The following is a 16,310-nucleotide window of genomic DNA, read 5'->3' on the forward strand; positions in this document are numbered from 1 at the left end:
TTGCTTTCGGAATAATAGACACGAAATTTCATGTTAAATGCAAATAAACAAGGAACCCATTAGTCGGTTCCTTGTTTATTTAGCTAAAGCAGACTTCTTTGGAGAACCCAAATAAAAGTTAAATCGAATCCTATTTAACATTTCCCTTCAAATATATGACAGTAAAGAATACATCATCACGGTGTCAGCAAGCAAAAGTGTATTCTGCATTTCTAAAAACAGTAGATGGCAGATTGTGACCTGCTGAATCTGCTAAGAAAGAATATACAAGAACATCCTTAACATCATCTTTATTCCCACTAATGATAACATCAAGAAAATCTTCTATTTGGAATTCTGGAGTAAACAATACAATCTTAGTCGTTCTGTTTGGTTCTAAAGAAACAAAAGTACGAGAAATTTCAACTAATTCATTTTGAGTTGGGAAAGAAATGTTTCGACTTCTCTTAACAGTTACCGTTACATTACTAGTATGACAGCGTGAATCATTGTTTAACATAATGTTGAGAGCAGTTGGAATAATCCCATTTTCAGAAACTGGAACTCGAAACACTCCAGTAGATTTATGAGCCATATAATCACATCCTTTCAAAATAAAATATATTTACAATATATTAGATGCAAGAAACGTTCATTTTGATAGGGACAAATTATATGATTAATATATTTATAATAACCCTCGGTATTACTAAGACAATGATTTACAAGATTAACAAATATCGTGAGACCCAATCGAATGTATAGTAAAAGTAAAAGAATAAGGTGTCTAAAAGATTCCCTATTTTGAGCCAATAATGAGACATTATGTTAATCTTATATGTATAGTTGCACAAAATTGAGAAACTTAAGGAGACAGATTAATTTTATGAGAAAATCATTCATATTACTTACTTTAATTCTAGTATTAGTCAGTTTTACGGCTGCTTGCACACAAGATAAAAAAGATAGTGCCGTTGAAAATGGTCCAATAGAAGAACCAACCGCAAAAAATGAAAATGAAGAATTAATAAATTTTGAAGAAAAAGAAGATATGACCCGCTTGGAACAAGGTATTTTATTAGTTGGTGAGAGTGTTAAGGGAGGCTATTACTTGACCGCCGTTCAAAATGCATATTTAAATGCTAGTAACGATTCCGTCGTTGTTAATGTCTCTGTAAAAAATGTACGAGGTCAAACGATTGGACTATCAGAATTAAAATATAACTTAAAAGATGAAAAAGCCGGAAAGGCCTATGAAGGAAAGGTGCTTGATCAAAACCCTTCTGGTATACAAGTTACACCAAATGAAACGGTAGAATTGAAAATAGCTTTTGAAGTACCAAGTATCGCAGATGAATATATGTTTTATATTGAAAGCTCTTTAGATCCTCTAGGAGCACGCTGGAAAATCGATAAGTTGCAATCACAAAAAAACTAAGTCTCAAATAAGCAAAAAACAATGAAAAATTTGATATAGATACAAATGAATAATATATAAACATAAAACCATCGATTTAATGAATCGTTGGTTTTTTTCAAAAAATGCCCCATTAAAAACTAGGAGACAAAAAAGAACTAATCCCTAGAAGAGATTAGCTCAATACATCAAAAGCTATTATAGTACATAGTTTTATGAGCAAACGTTATATAATGTTGTATGGGATACATAACCTGTCATCCCTTTATATGTAACTTTTAACCACTGTTTAGAATTACTGTAATGACCTTGAACATATTCACCAGTTACCCATGTTCCAGTAATTTTCGCACCATCATTAAATGTATGTAAGACAGGTGATCCAACAGTGTAACCACTGCGCATCTTTGCACCATATACACCTACCGTACCTCCCTTTGCACAAGCTGCTACTACAGTTTTATTTTCAGTAGTATTCGTAGCCGCAAAAGCAGAGCCGTTAAATGTAAACAAAGTAAACATAAAAGCTGTTAATAAAGTACAAATAGATAAGCGACGTAACAAAATAAATTCCCCCTTTTTTATAATATATTGCTTCATAAATGATTATCTTAAATATTCTAACTATTTTCAATATATTAATGTTGAGAAATATTAGTTGTAGTTTTGAAATAAGATTTTATCAAAAATATTAACAAACTCATATTTTACAGAGAGAGCACCGAAAGAAATGTTCTACATATCAACTATAAAAATCCCCTCCACCACAAGGCAGAGGGGATCTTCACATTCCTATTTCAAACTACCCGCAATCTCCGTAAAGATAACTCCAAGCGCATGCGCACCTGCATCTGGATATCCTAAGCTTCTTTCACCAACTGTACCGGCGCGGCCCATGCGAGCTACGATTTCTTTCGTGTACTCTGCTCCTTTTTCACTATGTTTAAAATATCTGAACACATAAATTCATTTACTTTTTACGAAAATAAAATTGTATTTTTTAGAATTTCAATGTTAATCAATTTGAAACTTTATGAGTTAATTAAATGTGATATTTAAAGAAGGAATTTGTGATGAAGTACTCACATGATGGAATTAATGTTAAAAAACAAAAAAACTCTAACTAATTCGTCATGGCGATTTAGTTAGAGTTTTTTTGTTTGAAGTATTCACGAGTATCTACCCTTATCTTTTCAGGTAAAACAATATCAAGTTCTTTATCTAACCATGCAAGAGTCTTTTTACGAAGAAACTCACGCATGTGTTCTTCTGCTTCAAGCATTACTAAGTTAATTGTACAAGAAGAATTGCTAGGCTCACAAGAATTACAAGCGTCGTCTCGATATAGTAGACCATTTTGTACAATATTTTTACATTGAAAAATAGGTTTTGGGCCTTCGACGGCTTCTATTACATCCCAAAAAGAAATATCTTCTGGAGACTTAGCTAACCTGTATCCTCCTTTTACACCTGGGACAGAATTCACAATGTCAGCTTTAGATAATTTACCGAAAACTTTTGAAAGAAATGTTTCAGAAAGTCCTTGAAACTCTGCCAAATCTTTTATTCCAACACTTTCCTTGGAAGGAGCATTGATTAAATAAACTAGGCAATGCAAGGCATATTCAACCCCAACACTATATTGCATATACAAATCACCTGCTTTTTATTTTAAGGGTTATCAAATTGTATCTTAGGACCATTTAGAATTTTAGTCAAATAAAAAAAGGCTCTTTTAGAATAGTATGTATTTCATTTGACAAAAATAATTTCAGAGATTATATTAAAGACAATGTTAATCGACGATTAACATTGTCGACAATTAAAACGTAAAAACTTTTAAAAAGGGGAAATACAAATGAACAAAACACTTATTATAAACGCACATCCGAAAGTGGATGATACATCATCAGTCAGCATTAAGGTTCTTAACCACTTTTTAGTATCTTATAAAGAATTAATTCCTAATAATGAAACGATTGAACAGATTAATTTATACGATGATGTAGTACCAATGATAGATAAAACTGTTTTAAGTGCATGGGAAAAACAAGGAACTGAACAAGAGTTAACTGGTGAAGAACAAAAAGTAACGGAGCGTATGTCCGAAATTTTACAACAATTTAAAAGTGCAAATACGTATGTTATCGTATTACCTTTGCACAATTTTAATATTCCATCAAAGTTAAAAGATTACATGGACAATATTATGATTGCACGTGAAACATTTAAATATACTGAAACCGGATCAGTAGGACTACTTAAAGATGGAAGAAGAATGCTTGTTATACAAGCAAGTGGAGGAATCTATACAAATGATGATTGGTATACAGAAGTGGAATACTCTCATAAATATCTAAAAGCAATGTTTAACTTCCTTGGTATTGAAGATTATCAAATCGTTCGTGCACAAGGAACAGCATTACTAGATCCAAATGAAGTATTACAAAATGCCTATAAAGAAGTTGAAGAGGCTGCTTCTAGATTGGCTAACAAATAAAAGTTTTCACTGGAAGAATGATGGTTATCAATAAAGATCCCCTCCACCATAAGGCAGAGGGGATCTTCTAATTCCTATTTCAAACTACCCGCAATCTCCGTAAAGATAACTCCAAGTGCATGCGCACCTGCATCAGGATATCCTAAGCTTCTTTCGCCAACTGTACCAGCGCGGCCCATGCGAGCTACGATTTCTTTCGTGTACTCTGCTCCTTTAACCGCTGCTTCTGCACCTTTTTTAAAGGCAGTTTTCATGTCTACTTCGTTTGAAGCGCTGTCTAACCAAGAATCTACACATGGAGCAAGTGCGTCAACAAGTGTTTTATCACCAACTACCGCTCCTCTACCGAATGATCTTTCACCGATAGATTGTATACCTTGCAGTGCCGCTTGTAACATTTCAGCGAATTCTTTCACTGTTAACTCACATTTTTCGCCAGCTGCTTTACTAGCTGCGCGGAATGCACCGCCCCAAATTGGACCAGATGCGCCGCCGCAATGTTCCATAATAATCATCGAACAACCGTCAAGGAATGATCCGATCGTTACGTTCTCTTGATCTACAATAGAATGCCACTCACGTTTTAATTGCTTAAATCCTTTTGCCACACTCATTCCGAAGTCGCCGTCACCAGCGTGCGTGTCTAACTCACAGAACGGCACTTCATTTTTAATAATAATGTCGCTCATTTTATCAACGAGATAGATCATGTTGTTTAATGTAATGACATTATCGTTTATAACAGCGTGCTCTTCCGCTGTTTCTATTTCAAAGGAAACTTCCTTCTCTTCTGCTCCTTCAAGCACATTCATGTACTCGACACTTTCAACTGGTCCATCTACTTTAAACGCTGGTGTATTACACTCTTTCGATATTAATGTTTTTAGCTCATCATCTAATTTCATTACTGTTAAAGACATACCAGCCATATCGATACTCGTCATATAGTTACCGACAAATACTCTATTAATTGTAATGTTTCTAGCAGCTAGTTCTCGCGTCACTGCGTTGTTAAATAAGTAAAGTTCTTGCAGTGGTGTTCCGCCAAAACCGTTAACTAGAAGCGCAATTTCTTCGCCATCTTTTACTCCTAAATCTTTTACAAGATCGTTTGTCATACGGTTCGCTAGTTCATCTGCTGACAACATTTTTTCACGCTTAATTCCTGGTTCACCGTGAATACCTACGCCGTATTCCATTTCATCTTCTGCAAGTGTGAAAGTAGGTGATCCGCTCGCTGGAACTGTACAAGACGTTAACGCTAAACCGATTGTGCGCACGTTAGCCGCTGCTTTTTCCGCGACAGCTTTCACCGCACCTAAATCCATACCTGCTTCCGCTGCTGCGCCGGCAATTTTATGAACGAGAATAACGCCCGCAACGCCGCGGCGTCCTACTGTATACAAGCTATCTTCTACCGCAATATCATCGTCCACTTTTACGTAGTCGACTTCAATTCCATCTTCTGTCGCTAAATGCGCACCGTTTTTGAAATTCATAATATCGCCGCTGTAATTTTTAATAATTAATAACGTTCCTTTTTTACTAGCTGTTTCTTTAATTGCTTGATATACCTGAATTTGTGAAGGCGAAGCAAACACATCTCCGCACACTGCCGCATCTAACATTCCTTTTCCGACTAGTCCTGCATGCGCCGGCTCATGACCACTACCGCCACCACTAATTAACGTTACTTTATTTTCGTTCATTTCTTTCTTCTTAATGACTTTATATTTTTTCAAAAGCTCAAGCTCTGGATGAGCCATAACCATTCCGTTACACATTTCCATTACTAATGTTTCTGGTTTATTTATAATCTTTTTCATTGTGATTCTCCCTCAATTCCTTTAATATATTGTGATATATTTGAAATCTTCTTCTTACTATCCATGTTAAAATGAAAGCGTTTTATAGTAAACGGACAAAATGGACAATCTGTCTAAAGACACCGCTCTCATTTGTAGGTAGGATTTTTATATTACTAACATTCTAGGGATGATTCAGATGACCTCTTCTATAATTTCTAAAAAGATAATCGCGAACTCATTGAAGTATTTAATGGAAACAGAGTCATTTCATAAAATATCAGTGAGCGATATTATGTTACACTGTCAAATGCGTAGGCAAACTTTTTATTATCATTTTAAAGATAAATTTGAACTATTAAGCTGGATTTATAGAGAAGAAACGAAAGAGAATATTATCGACTTTCTCGACTATGAAACGTGGGAAAACATTTTCGATTTATTATTTGATTACTTTTATGAAAATCAAAAATTTTACCGAAATGCTTTTAAGGTCATTGAACAAAACTCGTTTAATCACTATTTATTTGAGCATACGAAAAACCTATATATGAAGATTATTGATGAACTATCTGTGAGCTGTGGATTCAGCCTATCTGATGAGACGAAAAATACGATTGCCTCCTTTTATAGTCACGGCTTCGTTGGAACGATAAAAGATTGGATTGAAAGCAAATGCGAAGTAGATCCTTCCATTATGTCTTCTCTCATGAAAAATATGATAAACAATCAATTACTACTATTACTGGAGCAATCAGCAAAGTAATTAAAGGGTGGCAAAAGCAATGAAAAAGATTATGAATGATGTACAAAATATCGTTCAAGATATGATGCATGGTTTTTATTTTGAACATAACGACAAAGTAAATTACGACGAAACAAATAACATCATTTATGTAAAAGATATAGAAAAACTGAAGCAAAACGTTGTTATCATAAGCGGCGGTGGTAGCGGACATGAACCTGCTGATATTGGTTATGTAGGAAAAGGTATGCTTACTGCGGCAGTAAACGGCAGTATTTTCACTCCGCCTACAGTGGAACAAATTATTGCGGCAACTCGCCTCATGCCAAAAAATAAAAGTATTTTATTCATCATCAAAAACTTTAAAGATGACGTAGCAAACTTTCTTGCGGCTGAACAAATTGCTAAAGAAGAAGGAAGAAAAATTGACCATATCATCGTAAATGATGACGTTTCAATTGAAGATGATGCTTCTTTTAATAAAAGAAGACGCGGCGTCGCTGGTACTGTTTTCGTTCAAAAAATACTTGGTGCGGCTGCTGAGAGCGGACATTCTTTAGAAGAACTAACAACACTTGGCCGTTCTATCACCGAAAACTTACACACATTAGGAGTCGCCCTTTCACCTGCAAACGACCCAGTGAAAGGAAAAGCTTCATTCACATTAAACGACGACGAAGTCTTTTACGGCGTCGGCATTCACGGAGAAAAAGGATACCGTAAAGAAGCGCTATCTTCTTCTGAAATATTAGCGATCGAACTAATGAACAAACTAAAAAGCATTTACCGCTGGAGAAAAGGTGACAACTTTGCTATTCTCATTAACGGATTAGGTGCAACTCCACTAATGGAACAATACATTTTCGCAAATGATATTCGCCGTTTATGTGAGCTGGAAGGCTTACATATTACATTCGTAAAAGTTGGTACGCTACTAACTTCTTTAGATATGAAGGGTGTTTCGCTCAGTTTGCTTAAGGTGGAGGATTTGGATTGGGTGAAGTGGTTGAAAGAACGTACGGAAACTGCTAGTTGGTAATACAAATAGGATGACTTCAATTGGCCATCCTATTTTTGTACGAAATTCAGCTATAAAAAAATTCTGCCCTCAATATGACAGCAAATTTACATTAAAAATGTAAATCCTCATTTCCCTGGTACTTTCCTTTATTAAGTCTTTTTCTTATGAATAATTCTGCAACAATTAAATTGGGTACCCACGCTAACCAAGCAATAATAGCGTAACTAAGTTCAAACCGCTCTATTCCAAATAGAACGATAAACAACGGTAGCCAAATTCTTAATGTAACTGCTCCAAAGGTTAAAGAATAATTTCTAATCATCCAATTCCGATGGTCTTTAATTTTTTTATTCTTAACTCTATTTAATGCTTGATATGCTGATGTTAGCCAAAATATGGATAACAAACCGAAACCTAACTTCGCTACCAACCCTCCCGTAGCATAAAAGGATAGGTACAGTCCAGAAACGCCTCCTAATAATATACCAACCATATAGATTTTCCCAACTATTCGATGACGGTTGATATTCTTTTCTCTAAATTTAGTGGATAATGTAAAAGGGCCAGTTACTAATGCTACTATACTAGTTGTAATATGTATAAATAGCATCATATACCAGAACGCACTTAATTTAGATCCAAACATAAGCTTCGCTTTTACAAGCCCTGTTTGAAATCCATCCATAATAAAATATTGGACAACAACATAGCCAGTTACTAAAAGAGCAAAAAAAGTAAATACAAACCAAATTTTCCTGTTCAAATTTTACTGCCTCCTTATTACATTAAGTAATTAGATTATACATTACTGTTCATTCTAGGGAAAAATAGAAAAGCATTCTTTACTGATTTATTCAATACATTGTTTTTATAAACGAGATTGTAGCTTACAGGTCTCCAGGATAATAAATGAACATCGCACCTACAAATGAACACACTAAACAAAAAACAGCTTCGTATTTTATAACTAAAGAAGAGTTCGTATCCAGCTTTTTTCCCTCTCTTCTTAATATCATTTTAAATAATGCTGTATATAATACTTTATATAATACATACCCAATAATCGCCCCGAGGGTATTCGTAAATAAATCATCAATATCTGTAATTCTATTATTTAGTAATTGATTTAACTCAATTGCCAATGAAAAAAAGAATCCCGCACATACGGTGTTTTTCATTTTTCTAAACTTTGGCCAAATAGTCGGTAATAAAAAACCGAATGGCATAAACAGTACAATGTTCAAAAGATACGTAGTACTACCTGCCGTATCAAATAGAGTCAAGTTAATTTGACTGACACGAATCCACGTTTCATATCTACTTATATCCCATACAGTCGCGATTTGCGTCACCTTATACACGAGCGAAAGGTAAAACAGAAAAACATACACCCATAGAAAATGCCGAATAGATATATTGTTTTTCGCTTTAAAATAACATCCAATTTGAAACACAATACAAAAAATAATAGTAAAAAAATAAGTATACAAATAACTCATCAAAACTTCTGTATGCATGTAGAATCCCCTAACTTTACATTTTCATCTATGACTTTGTTGTTTATAGGATAGGAAAAACTTTTAAAATAAAAAGTGGGATAAACATAAAATTTTTCTTAAATCTTCAGTTGGGTTTTATTATTACTCTTCTTAGGAATCCGCCATTGATAGCTAGGCAACAACATGCTTAAACGTAACAATATTATCGTTTTTGCACGTAATCCTCGTAATACTTTAACCGATGAAGCATATATAAAATCATGTGAATCGTTTGTTCAGTTAACACATGAAATTAAGAAATATATGACGTACTATAATCACTCTTGCTATCAATAGAATTTAAAGAAGATGACTCCTGTTTGCATACAGAAATCATCTTTTTTAGGTTGCCTAACTTTTTTAAAAATGTCCTTTACAAAGGGTACAGATCAAGAGCACCTTATTACTATTCAAGGGGATTAACTATACCTTCTTCCCTTAAAATCACTAAAACCCATTTACAAATCTATAAAAGTAGATATAATATCCTTATGGAACCTTTATTAATTTATAAAGCATTGTCAAATGAAACAAGATGTCAAATTTTATCATGGTTGAAAAATCCAGAAAACCATTTCGATGAAAAACCTTATCTAGAACAAGACCTTAACTTTCAAGTTGGCGTATGTGTAGGAGATATCCAACTTAAAACTGGCTTAGCCCAATCGGTTATTTCTAGTTATTTATTAACTATGAAAAAAGCAGGCCTACTAGAGTCTGACCGAATTGGAAAATGGACCTACTATCGTCGAAATGAAAAAACAATACGAGAGTTTTCTGAATACGTCCAAAACGAATTATAAAATGAAAGCTAATAATCAATCAGCATACTAATTGATTATTAACTTTCACACATTCTGCTTTTTTACAGGTATCCAATGACTTTTGTATAAATTGCACTGCCTATAAAAGCAAGAAACATCGAAAGGAGAAATTTTTTTAACATATCATATCTAGTTATTTAGATATCTGTTATTGTATTTCAAATTACATACTCCTGATAATATCGGCATCCAATCATGCTTATAATAATGCTTCTTTGTTAATGAATTTATTTTCAAAATACTGATACGAATGGAGAGTTTTATAAATGAAAAAAGTAAATCCTTTACTTATTCTGACACTCGCAATAGGTGTGTTCGGAATTATTACTACCGAGATGGGTATTGTCGGCGTATTACCACAAATCACTGAAAAATTCGGAATTTCAACTACACAAGCTGGATTTTTAGTAAGTATATTTGCACTAGTTGTTGCTATTTCTGGTCCATTTTTAATTCTGCTCGTCTCTAGTATGAATCGCAAAATAATTTTATTAACAGCAATTTTCATATTTGTTATTTCAAATTTAATCTACGCTTATACAACACAATTTGAAATCATGCTTATTTTTCGTATTTTACCGGCAGCGCTTCATCCACTCTTCTTTTCAATCGCTCTTGTAACAGCTGCTAAACTTGTCCCTCCAGAAAAGAGCGGTCAAGCAGTTACAAAAGTTTTCATGGGAATTACTGTTGGCTTTGCTTTAGGTGTACCACTAACCTCTTACCTTGCAGACCAATTTTCACTCGAAATGGCTTTCTTATTCGGAGCATTCGTTAACACTGTTGCATTCATTGGAATACTACTCCTACTTCCTTCTATGCCTGTTAAAGAAAAAATGTCTTTCGGCAAACAAATTCGTATACTCGGCAAACCAGGATTATGGTTAAATATTTTAACCGTCACATTCCTTTTTGCAGCCATGTTTTCCGTATACAGCTACTTCGCTGAGTACCTTGCAAAAGTAACTTCCATGAATGGATCTCTCATCAGTATCATGCTATTCATATTTGGTATAGTTATGATTTTAGGTAATCATTTATTTGGTGGTCTTCTGCAAAAAAGCATAATAAACACTGTAATATCATTCCCTATTCTATATTCTATTGTTTACATATTGGTTTATTATTTAGGTTCCTACCTTGTTCCAATGATTTTTATAGTATTCATTTGGGGAATCGTACATGCTGGTGGATTAATTGTTGGTCAAACATGGTTAATAAGTGAAGCTAAAGAAGCACCCGAATTTGGTAACAGTCTATTCGTTTCGTTCTCAAATCTCGGAATTACTTTAGGAACCACTATTGGAGGCTGGTTCATTTCAAACTTAGGTATTCACCAGCTTATTTGGAGCGGATTTATATTCACACTACTCTCATTTCTATTAATTATAATAAAACTAAAATTTTTCAATTCTAATAGCCAGGCTTCATTATCAAGCTAGTACATTTTCAGTTCCAAATTCGATAAAAAACATTATAAATTCTTCTTATAAGATTTTATTAACTAAAAAGTATAATGCTCAAAGCCTTTAGCCATAATTACGACTAAAGGCTTTTTTGTATATAAAAATAAATCTAAAAGGAGCTAATTTTATGGAACATAATCAAAATGGAATACTTGCTTTAATTGTTTTATTTTTAGGATTAGTGTTTTTTGTTAGTGGAATGGTTTATCATTTATGGGGCTCTTTTTAATGGTATGATTGTAATCACTCATAAAAACCCTCAAGTATGTCGTTCCTTTATTAATTTCAACGTTTAGACAGATACATCATTCAAAAACTAAAATGTGTATTGCAATTATCGATATGAAATATTTCCAAAAACAACTTAACATGGTAAAATAATATTCGGACGGGAGTCCAATATTATTAAAATTAAGATGGTTCAAGTCGGAGAAAGGCACCTTAGGGTGTCTTTTCTATATTTTCAAAAGGACCTGCTCAATTATTGTGTAAAAAACATAAAGTAAGTTGAATCCATTAAAATACATGAGTGACCCCTTGTTTTCCCCTCTTATTAAAGGAGGAACTATTATGGGATTTGGTGGTAGTTGTAGTAGTAATTGTGGCGGCGGCTTTGCTTTACTAGTTGTATTGTTTATTTTATTGATCATTGTTGGAGCTTCTTGCTTCTGCTAAAAAACTATCGGAAAAGACACTCTTATATGGGTGTCTTTTCTTTGTAATAAAAAGCTCTCTATAAAGGAAAGTTTTCACATCCAAATTAGTGATTTACACAGCACTTTATTTCTTCTCATCCCTCATACTGTAATAACCTAAATTAATAATAATTAAGAAATACCCACCCATAATTCCAGCTGCAAATGTCCACATGTACTCACGGTGTTCAATTTCATACATAATAATCGCACCGAGTATGGCGGCTGCAAACCGATTCATCATGCCAAGCATTGGTGCTTTTTCTTTTTTTACGATGCTATTTCCGAACTTTTCAATACGCCTTCCTAAGATCCAGGCGCAGTACATACTAACTAAAAGGCCAACGCTTATCCCTACAAACTGGGCTGAGAAAGGTGTCATCAACCATCCCAATAACATCACGCCTAGTAAACAATATATTTGTATGTTGAATGATCTTAATGCCATACGAATCATGTTATGCTCCTTATCTTTCCTATTAATCCCATCTTTCGGACTTCAAGCTTTCCGATATATCCTTTTTAAAATGGGGGAATTTGATTTTGCTCACCATTAAATAAGCGAGTACGCATGTGCCCAATGCCACGGAAACTGGATTATGTAGGAGGCATAAAATGAGGAGACACATTGCCGCAAATGGAATGGGCATTCCGATGAATGTTGGGAGTTTGCTTTGTTGTGTATTAAATCTCGCAAGCCGCAGCATTCCGCAAATACTATACGCAAGGGCACATATCATCCCAATAAACTGCAAATCTTTTAAAGCGACACTATATGCAAGAATAGACGGTGCCACACCGAAGGTCACTAAATCCGCAAATGAATCTAATTCACCGCCCATTTCCGAAACAGAATCTAGTTTCCGAGCGACCATACCATCAAACAGATCAAATACCATACCTGTAATAATGAACATAACTGCACCATACATATCGTGAACGAAAACAGCGTGAATAGCCAAAAGCCCACACACAAAATTTGCTATCGTAATCATATTTGGTATGTAACTCATCACACGCTTCTCCTCCTTTCTACTAATTGCTTCATCTTGCTTCTTACTCATTAGACTCAAGATCCTTCTGTTTTTCTTCCAATATCACTTTATTTATTTTCGTTAACGTATCCGTCATTTGCTCTAAGGCATTGATATCAATTTTTGAGAAGTATTTTTCAATTAATACATCATCTAACTTTGCCAATTGCTCTATATACTTACTACCGTTTGGACCAAGTGTAAGGAAATACTCCCTTTTATTGTTAGGATTAACTTGTTTCGAAATCATCTTCTGTTTTTCCAATTTCGATAAAACTTGGCTCACGGCACTTTTCGTTATATTAAAAGTAGTCGCAATGTGATTTGCTGTCGTGTTTTCATTTAAATGAATATGAAATAGCATGCTCTCTTGCTGCCCAGTAAGACCGAACTCATCCTTTAAATCTTGAAATAGTAAAATGTAGAGTTCCGTGTAGGCTCGATTCATTTCATTAATTACTTCTTTATACGATTTAGTCATAGCGTTCTTCCTCCATGCTGTTATTTCGGTTTTAATAGTTTAGTTCACTTAACTAAACTATATTATACCTTTATGTTCGTGTAAAGGGAAATCTATCTCTATACATTCCTATAACACGGAATAAAGTATGCCCTTTGCCTTTTCCACTGCTTTTAATAGATCAAATTCAGAATGATACATCTATCATTCTGAATAAATAAACATAATCATTACAAAAATTCCATATAGACCCATTACTGGTTAAAATGTTATAATGAAATTACCCTACATAGTTACTCATATTCCGATTGAGGAACTAGCGTCTTATTAAGCAATGCGCATAACTCAAATAAAAAAGACACTTTTTACAGTGTCTTTTTTATTTATATTCTATTCGTAAGGATTCTCTCTTTTACACACAAAATCTATTACATGACAAAGGAGACCATCAAATGGAACATCCTGTTGCAAGAGAACTACGTTTCATACGTATATGCCTCATCATCTTGATCATTGTCATCGCGTTTTGGGATCGTGAGAAAACTGTGGAAATCACTGACCATGGTAGTGATCCTACCTTAAACATTAGCAATATGACCCAAGTTGGTGATAATACATTTGCCTATAAAGACGAGTCGAATCAAATTAAAATATTTAAGTTTGACCCGGATACAAATGAAATAAAATTAATAAAAGAATTTTATGCTAACGAATATTAATTACATAAAGTGAAACTTTAATCAGTGGGGGTTTTCTTCATCCCCCACTGATTATTAGCCCTCACCAATCGGACTTTTATGGGCAGTTGATCCCCCACCTAAATTCTTTGCTTTCGCTGAATTTTGAGGTGGGGGTCTTACTGCCCATTAAAGCGGGATAAAGGCACCTCAAGGTGTCTTTTTTATTTTCAAAAGGACCTGCTCACGTTTATGCGTCAAAACATAAAGTAAATAGAATCCGTTAAAAAACACGAGTGACCCTTTGTTTTCCCCTCTTATTAAAGGAGGAACTATTATGGGATTTGGTGGTAGTTGCGGCGGAAGCTGCGGTTTTTCTGGAGGATTTGCACTATTAGTTGTATTGTTTATTTTATTAATCATCGTTGGAGCTTCTTGTTTCTGCTAAACAAACTATCGGAAAAGACACTCTTATATGGGTGTCTTTTTTTTATTTTTGCATAAAAAAAGATTATTTATATTCTATCACTAACATCGGATACTTTTTCGCCGACGGCAGACATTTCTTTTTTTAGATTTCCTATTCCCTCTAATATTTTATCATGTCTTTCCTCTTCTTTATAAAGCTTTACACATTCCTTTAGACTATCAGCTTGATATGTATCTAAATACTCCATAAATTTATCAATTATTTTAGTTTCGCAAAATAATTGAGGTAATTGTGTAGAATGAATAAATTGATCCAACTTATGTGACATTTCTTTCTTTAGTCTTTTTTGTTTATTTAATAAAAAGCACTTGCCTATGAAATAAACATAAATTTTAGTGACTTGTTTAGTAATTGGAAAAAGCAAAAGAATTAATGCTATGATTACGTTAATTCCTATCAGCATAGGCCATTGACCTGTATTAGTTATAAAAAGTTCTTTTAATATAAGAGTCATAGATATAATTTATTTTAGTGATATAACAATTATTTCTAAAATAACTAAAACGATTACTAGTAAGGCTCCACTTAAAAGAATAGGTCTCTTTGCCCTATTATATTGCCTATTTCATTCTTCATATTCTCCTGCTAGTTGTTTACCTTTTGTTAATACTGCTCTAAGCTGTTCCTTCTCCCCAAACAAGCCCTCCATTATGTTTGCAAAAACTTCAAGTGCAGTAAAAAGAAAGACATCAGGTACAGTGACCTCAAGTTTTAACCTCGAACGAAGTTTAGGTACCCAAAAGAAGTTAATGTATAATGATGGTGCTATTGGTATTATTCCGCAAGAAGTTCGAGAAGAATTTTGGAAAACACTTTCTGATTCGAGCTATGCTAAAGAATTTAGTTCTATGAATATAAAACTTATGAAAAAAGGTAAGGCACCTTACTCACCAATAACAGAACATTGTGGTAACCATAATAAATATATACTACATCCGAAACAGCCTATTAATAAAAGTGGAGATGTCTATAACCTTGATAACTTAATCATTGTATCTCCTAAGATTCATCAAACAATATTAGATCCATCTTACCATTTTTGGAAAAAAGGGCTATAAATGATAGGAGGAATATAACATGAATAGTAAAATGACTAAAGAAGAGCTTATTAAACTTGTAGAGCAAATATGTGATCCTAAATTGCCAGATGAGTTAGGTAGTAAGTATATTGATATCTTAAAAGAGAATGTACCCCACCCAGCTCCAAGTGACTTAATCTTTTGGGATTTTAGAGACTTAACACCTGAAGAAATAGTAGAGATTGCATTGAATTACAAAGAAGAAAAAAAGTAGAATACTATGTCCGTAATAAGGTCGCTCCTTTATGGAGCCTGTTTTATTTTATAACCAGAAAATCTAATCGTTACCATGCCCCTTAAAGAAAAGACACCATAAGGTACCTTTTCTTTAAAAACTAAAAAGTATGAGAAATGGAACCTTTAGCCATAATTACGACTAAGGGCTTTTTGTATGTACATAAAAAAAGGAGCTGACTGTATGGAACATAATAAAAACGGAATGCTTGCTTTAATTGTTTTGTTTGTAGGACTAGCATTTTTTGTTATCGGCATGGTTTATCACTTATGGGGAACAGCTTAAAAACAAATAGTAATCCATTTAGAAGAAATTCAGACGCAATATCCTGAACTTCATCTCATT

22 protein-coding genes and 2 pseudogenes are annotated in these 16,310 nt (G+C 33.8%); 13 read left to right on the forward strand and 11 right to left on the reverse strand.

Annotated features, from left to right (window positions below; genetic code table 11):
* Positions 1 to 184: 184 nt before the first annotated feature.
* Complete coding sequence (locus MNO09_RS25985) at positions 185 to 574, reverse strand: hypothetical protein (RefSeq protein WP_000940657.1); 390 nt, start codon at positions 572 to 574, stop codon at positions 185 to 187.
* A gap of 291 nt (positions 575 to 865) precedes the next feature.
* Here MNO09_RS25985 and MNO09_RS25990 point away from each other — a divergent pair, with 291 nt between their 5' ends.
* Positions 866 to 1,417, forward strand: coding sequence for a DUF4352 domain-containing protein (locus MNO09_RS25990; RefSeq protein WP_001231979.1), 552 nt, complete (start codon positions 866 to 868; stop codon positions 1,415 to 1,417).
* A gap of 192 nt (positions 1,418 to 1,609) precedes the next feature.
* Here MNO09_RS25990 and MNO09_RS25995 read toward each other — a convergent pair whose 3' ends face one another.
* The 3 genes from MNO09_RS25995 to MNO09_RS26005 form a co-directional block, all read right to left on the reverse strand.
* Positions 1,610 to 1,960 carry an SH3 domain-containing protein gene (locus MNO09_RS25995; RefSeq protein WP_000946188.1) on the reverse strand — a complete coding sequence of 117 codons (351 nt, stop codon included), beginning with the start codon at positions 1,958 to 1,960 and terminating at the stop codon, positions 1,610 to 1,612.
* 228 nt (positions 1,961 to 2,188) lie between these two features.
* A complete protein-coding gene (locus MNO09_RS26000; RefSeq protein ID WP_033659150.1) occupies positions 2,189 to 2,356 on the reverse strand; it encodes a DAK2 domain-containing protein in 168 nt (55 codons plus the stop codon).
* A gap of 181 nt (positions 2,357 to 2,537) precedes the next feature.
* Complete coding sequence (locus MNO09_RS26005; RefSeq protein WP_001200329.1) at positions 2,538 to 3,044, reverse strand: RrF2 family transcriptional regulator; 507 nt, start codon at positions 3,042 to 3,044, stop codon at positions 2,538 to 2,540.
* Between the two features lie 210 nt (positions 3,045 to 3,254).
* Between MNO09_RS26005 and MNO09_RS26010 the strand changes: the two genes are divergently transcribed.
* Entirely contained in the window at positions 3,255 to 3,896 is a 642-nt protein-coding gene (locus MNO09_RS26010; protein WP_001044360.1) for an FMN-dependent NADH-azoreductase, read from the forward strand.
* Positions 3,897 to 3,970: 74 nt separating this feature from the next.
* Here the strand turns inward: MNO09_RS26010 and dhaK are convergent, their stop codons facing one another.
* Entirely contained in the window at positions 3,971 to 5,722 is a 1,752-nt protein-coding gene (gene dhaK / locus MNO09_RS26015) for a dihydroxyacetone kinase subunit DhaK (protein ID WP_088106925.1), read from the reverse strand.
* A gap of 178 nt (positions 5,723 to 5,900) precedes the next feature.
* On the opposite strand from dhaK, the gene dhaS reads away from it, so the two are divergent.
* Positions 5,901 to 6,467, forward strand: coding sequence for a dihydroxyacetone kinase transcriptional activator DhaS (dhaS, locus tag MNO09_RS26020; RefSeq protein WP_000204220.1), 567 nt, complete (start codon positions 5,901 to 5,903; stop codon positions 6,465 to 6,467).
* Positions 6,468 to 6,486: 19 nt separating this feature from the next.
* A complete protein-coding gene (gene dhaQ / locus MNO09_RS26025) occupies positions 6,487 to 7,485 on the forward strand; it encodes a DhaKLM operon coactivator DhaQ (RefSeq protein WP_078182889.1) in 999 nt (332 codons plus the stop codon).
* A gap of 91 nt (positions 7,486 to 7,576) precedes the next feature.
* On the opposite strand, the gene MNO09_RS26030 is transcribed toward dhaQ, so the two are convergent.
* Both MNO09_RS26030 and MNO09_RS26035 read right to left on the reverse strand, forming a co-directional pair.
* On the reverse strand, positions 7,577 to 8,230 hold the full coding sequence (locus MNO09_RS26030; RefSeq protein WP_088106924.1) for a DUF2306 domain-containing protein: 654 nt from the start codon (positions 8,228 to 8,230) through the stop codon (positions 7,577 to 7,579).
* 124 nt (positions 8,231 to 8,354) lie between these two features.
* Complete coding sequence (locus MNO09_RS26035; RefSeq protein ID WP_070168500.1) at positions 8,355 to 8,984, reverse strand: VanZ family protein; 630 nt, start codon at positions 8,982 to 8,984, stop codon at positions 8,355 to 8,357.
* 153 nt (positions 8,985 to 9,137) lie between these two features.
* Here MNO09_RS26035 and MNO09_RS31100 point away from each other — a divergent pair.
* The 4 genes and pseudogenes from MNO09_RS31100 to MNO09_RS26055 all read left to right on the forward strand — a co-directional run.
* Positions 9,138 to 9,302: pseudogene (locus MNO09_RS31100) on the forward strand (IS3 family transposase); the annotation flags it as partial.
* A 194-nt stretch (positions 9,303 to 9,496) separates the two neighbouring features.
* Positions 9,497 to 9,808, forward strand: a complete 312-nt coding sequence (locus MNO09_RS26045; RefSeq protein ID WP_000433539.1) for an ArsR/SmtB family transcription factor — start codon at positions 9,497 to 9,499, stop codon at positions 9,806 to 9,808.
* A 287-nt stretch (positions 9,809 to 10,095) separates the two neighbouring features.
* Positions 10,096 to 11,271, forward strand: coding sequence for an MFS transporter (locus MNO09_RS26050; RefSeq protein ID WP_070168499.1), 1,176 nt, complete (start codon positions 10,096 to 10,098; stop codon positions 11,269 to 11,271).
* A gap of 594 nt (positions 11,272 to 11,865) precedes the next feature.
* Positions 11,866 to 11,970 (forward strand): YjcZ family sporulation protein, encoded by a 105-nt coding sequence (locus MNO09_RS26055; RefSeq protein WP_075310385.1) that lies wholly within the window; start codon positions 11,866 to 11,868, stop codon positions 11,968 to 11,970.
* 105 nt (positions 11,971 to 12,075) lie between these two features.
* Here the strand turns inward: MNO09_RS26055 and MNO09_RS26060 are convergent, their stop codons facing one another.
* Genes MNO09_RS26060 through MNO09_RS26070 form a run of 3 tightly spaced genes read right to left on the reverse strand, consistent with a single transcriptional unit; the run spans position 12,076 to position 13,505 of the window.
* On the reverse strand, positions 12,076 to 12,447 hold the full coding sequence (locus MNO09_RS26060) for an ATP synthase subunit I (protein ID WP_000620589.1): 372 nt from the start codon (positions 12,445 to 12,447) through the stop codon (positions 12,076 to 12,078).
* A gap of 22 nt (positions 12,448 to 12,469) precedes the next feature.
* Positions 12,470 to 13,054, reverse strand: coding sequence for a CDP-diacylglycerol--serine O-phosphatidyltransferase (pssA, locus tag MNO09_RS26065; RefSeq protein ID WP_140399210.1), 585 nt, complete (start codon positions 13,052 to 13,054; stop codon positions 12,470 to 12,472).
* Positions 13,047 to 13,505 carry a MarR family winged helix-turn-helix transcriptional regulator gene (locus MNO09_RS26070; protein WP_088106922.1) on the reverse strand — a complete coding sequence of 153 codons (459 nt, stop codon included), beginning with the start codon at positions 13,503 to 13,505 and terminating at the stop codon, positions 13,047 to 13,049. The genes pssA and MNO09_RS26070 overlap by 8 nt, the downstream gene beginning before the upstream one ends.
* 431 nt (positions 13,506 to 13,936) lie before the next feature.
* On the opposite strand from MNO09_RS26070, the gene MNO09_RS26075 reads away from it, so the two are divergent.
* Both MNO09_RS26075 and MNO09_RS26080 read left to right on the forward strand, forming a co-directional pair.
* Positions 13,937 to 14,203, forward strand: coding sequence for a YmzC family protein (locus MNO09_RS26075; RefSeq protein WP_088106921.1), 267 nt, complete (start codon positions 13,937 to 13,939; stop codon positions 14,201 to 14,203).
* Positions 14,204 to 14,498: 295 nt separating this feature from the next.
* Positions 14,499 to 14,609, forward strand: coding sequence for a YjcZ family sporulation protein (locus MNO09_RS26080; protein ID WP_000505686.1), 111 nt, complete (start codon positions 14,499 to 14,501; stop codon positions 14,607 to 14,609).
* A gap of 67 nt (positions 14,610 to 14,676) precedes the next feature.
* On the opposite strand, the gene MNO09_RS26085 is transcribed toward MNO09_RS26080, so the two are convergent.
* Complete coding sequence (locus MNO09_RS26085; protein WP_088106920.1) at positions 14,677 to 15,105, reverse strand: hypothetical protein; 429 nt, start codon at positions 15,103 to 15,105, stop codon at positions 14,677 to 14,679.
* Positions 15,106 to 15,286: 181 nt separating this feature from the next.
* On the opposite strand from MNO09_RS26085, the pseudogene MNO09_RS26090 reads away from it, so the two are divergent.
* From MNO09_RS26090 to MNO09_RS26100, 3 genes and pseudogenes are all read left to right on the forward strand, one after another.
* Positions 15,287 to 15,709, forward strand: a pseudogene (locus MNO09_RS26090) (pyocin-S2/colicin E7-DNase domain-containing protein); the annotation flags it as partial.
* A 19-nt stretch (positions 15,710 to 15,728) separates the two neighbouring features.
* Entirely contained in the window at positions 15,729 to 15,944 is a 216-nt protein-coding gene (locus MNO09_RS26095) for a bacteriocin immunity protein (protein ID WP_001086227.1), read from the forward strand.
* 177 nt (positions 15,945 to 16,121) lie between these two features.
* A complete protein-coding gene (locus MNO09_RS26100; RefSeq protein WP_255289658.1) occupies positions 16,122 to 16,250 on the forward strand; it encodes a hypothetical protein in 129 nt (42 codons plus the stop codon).
* Positions 16,251 to 16,310 lie beyond the last annotated feature (60 nt).

The organism is Bacillus sp. N5-665 (genome assembly GCF_022637375.2).
In the GTDB taxonomy this organism is placed as follows: domain Bacteria; phylum Bacillota; class Bacilli; order Bacillales; family Bacillaceae_G; genus Bacillus_A; species Bacillus_A wiedmannii.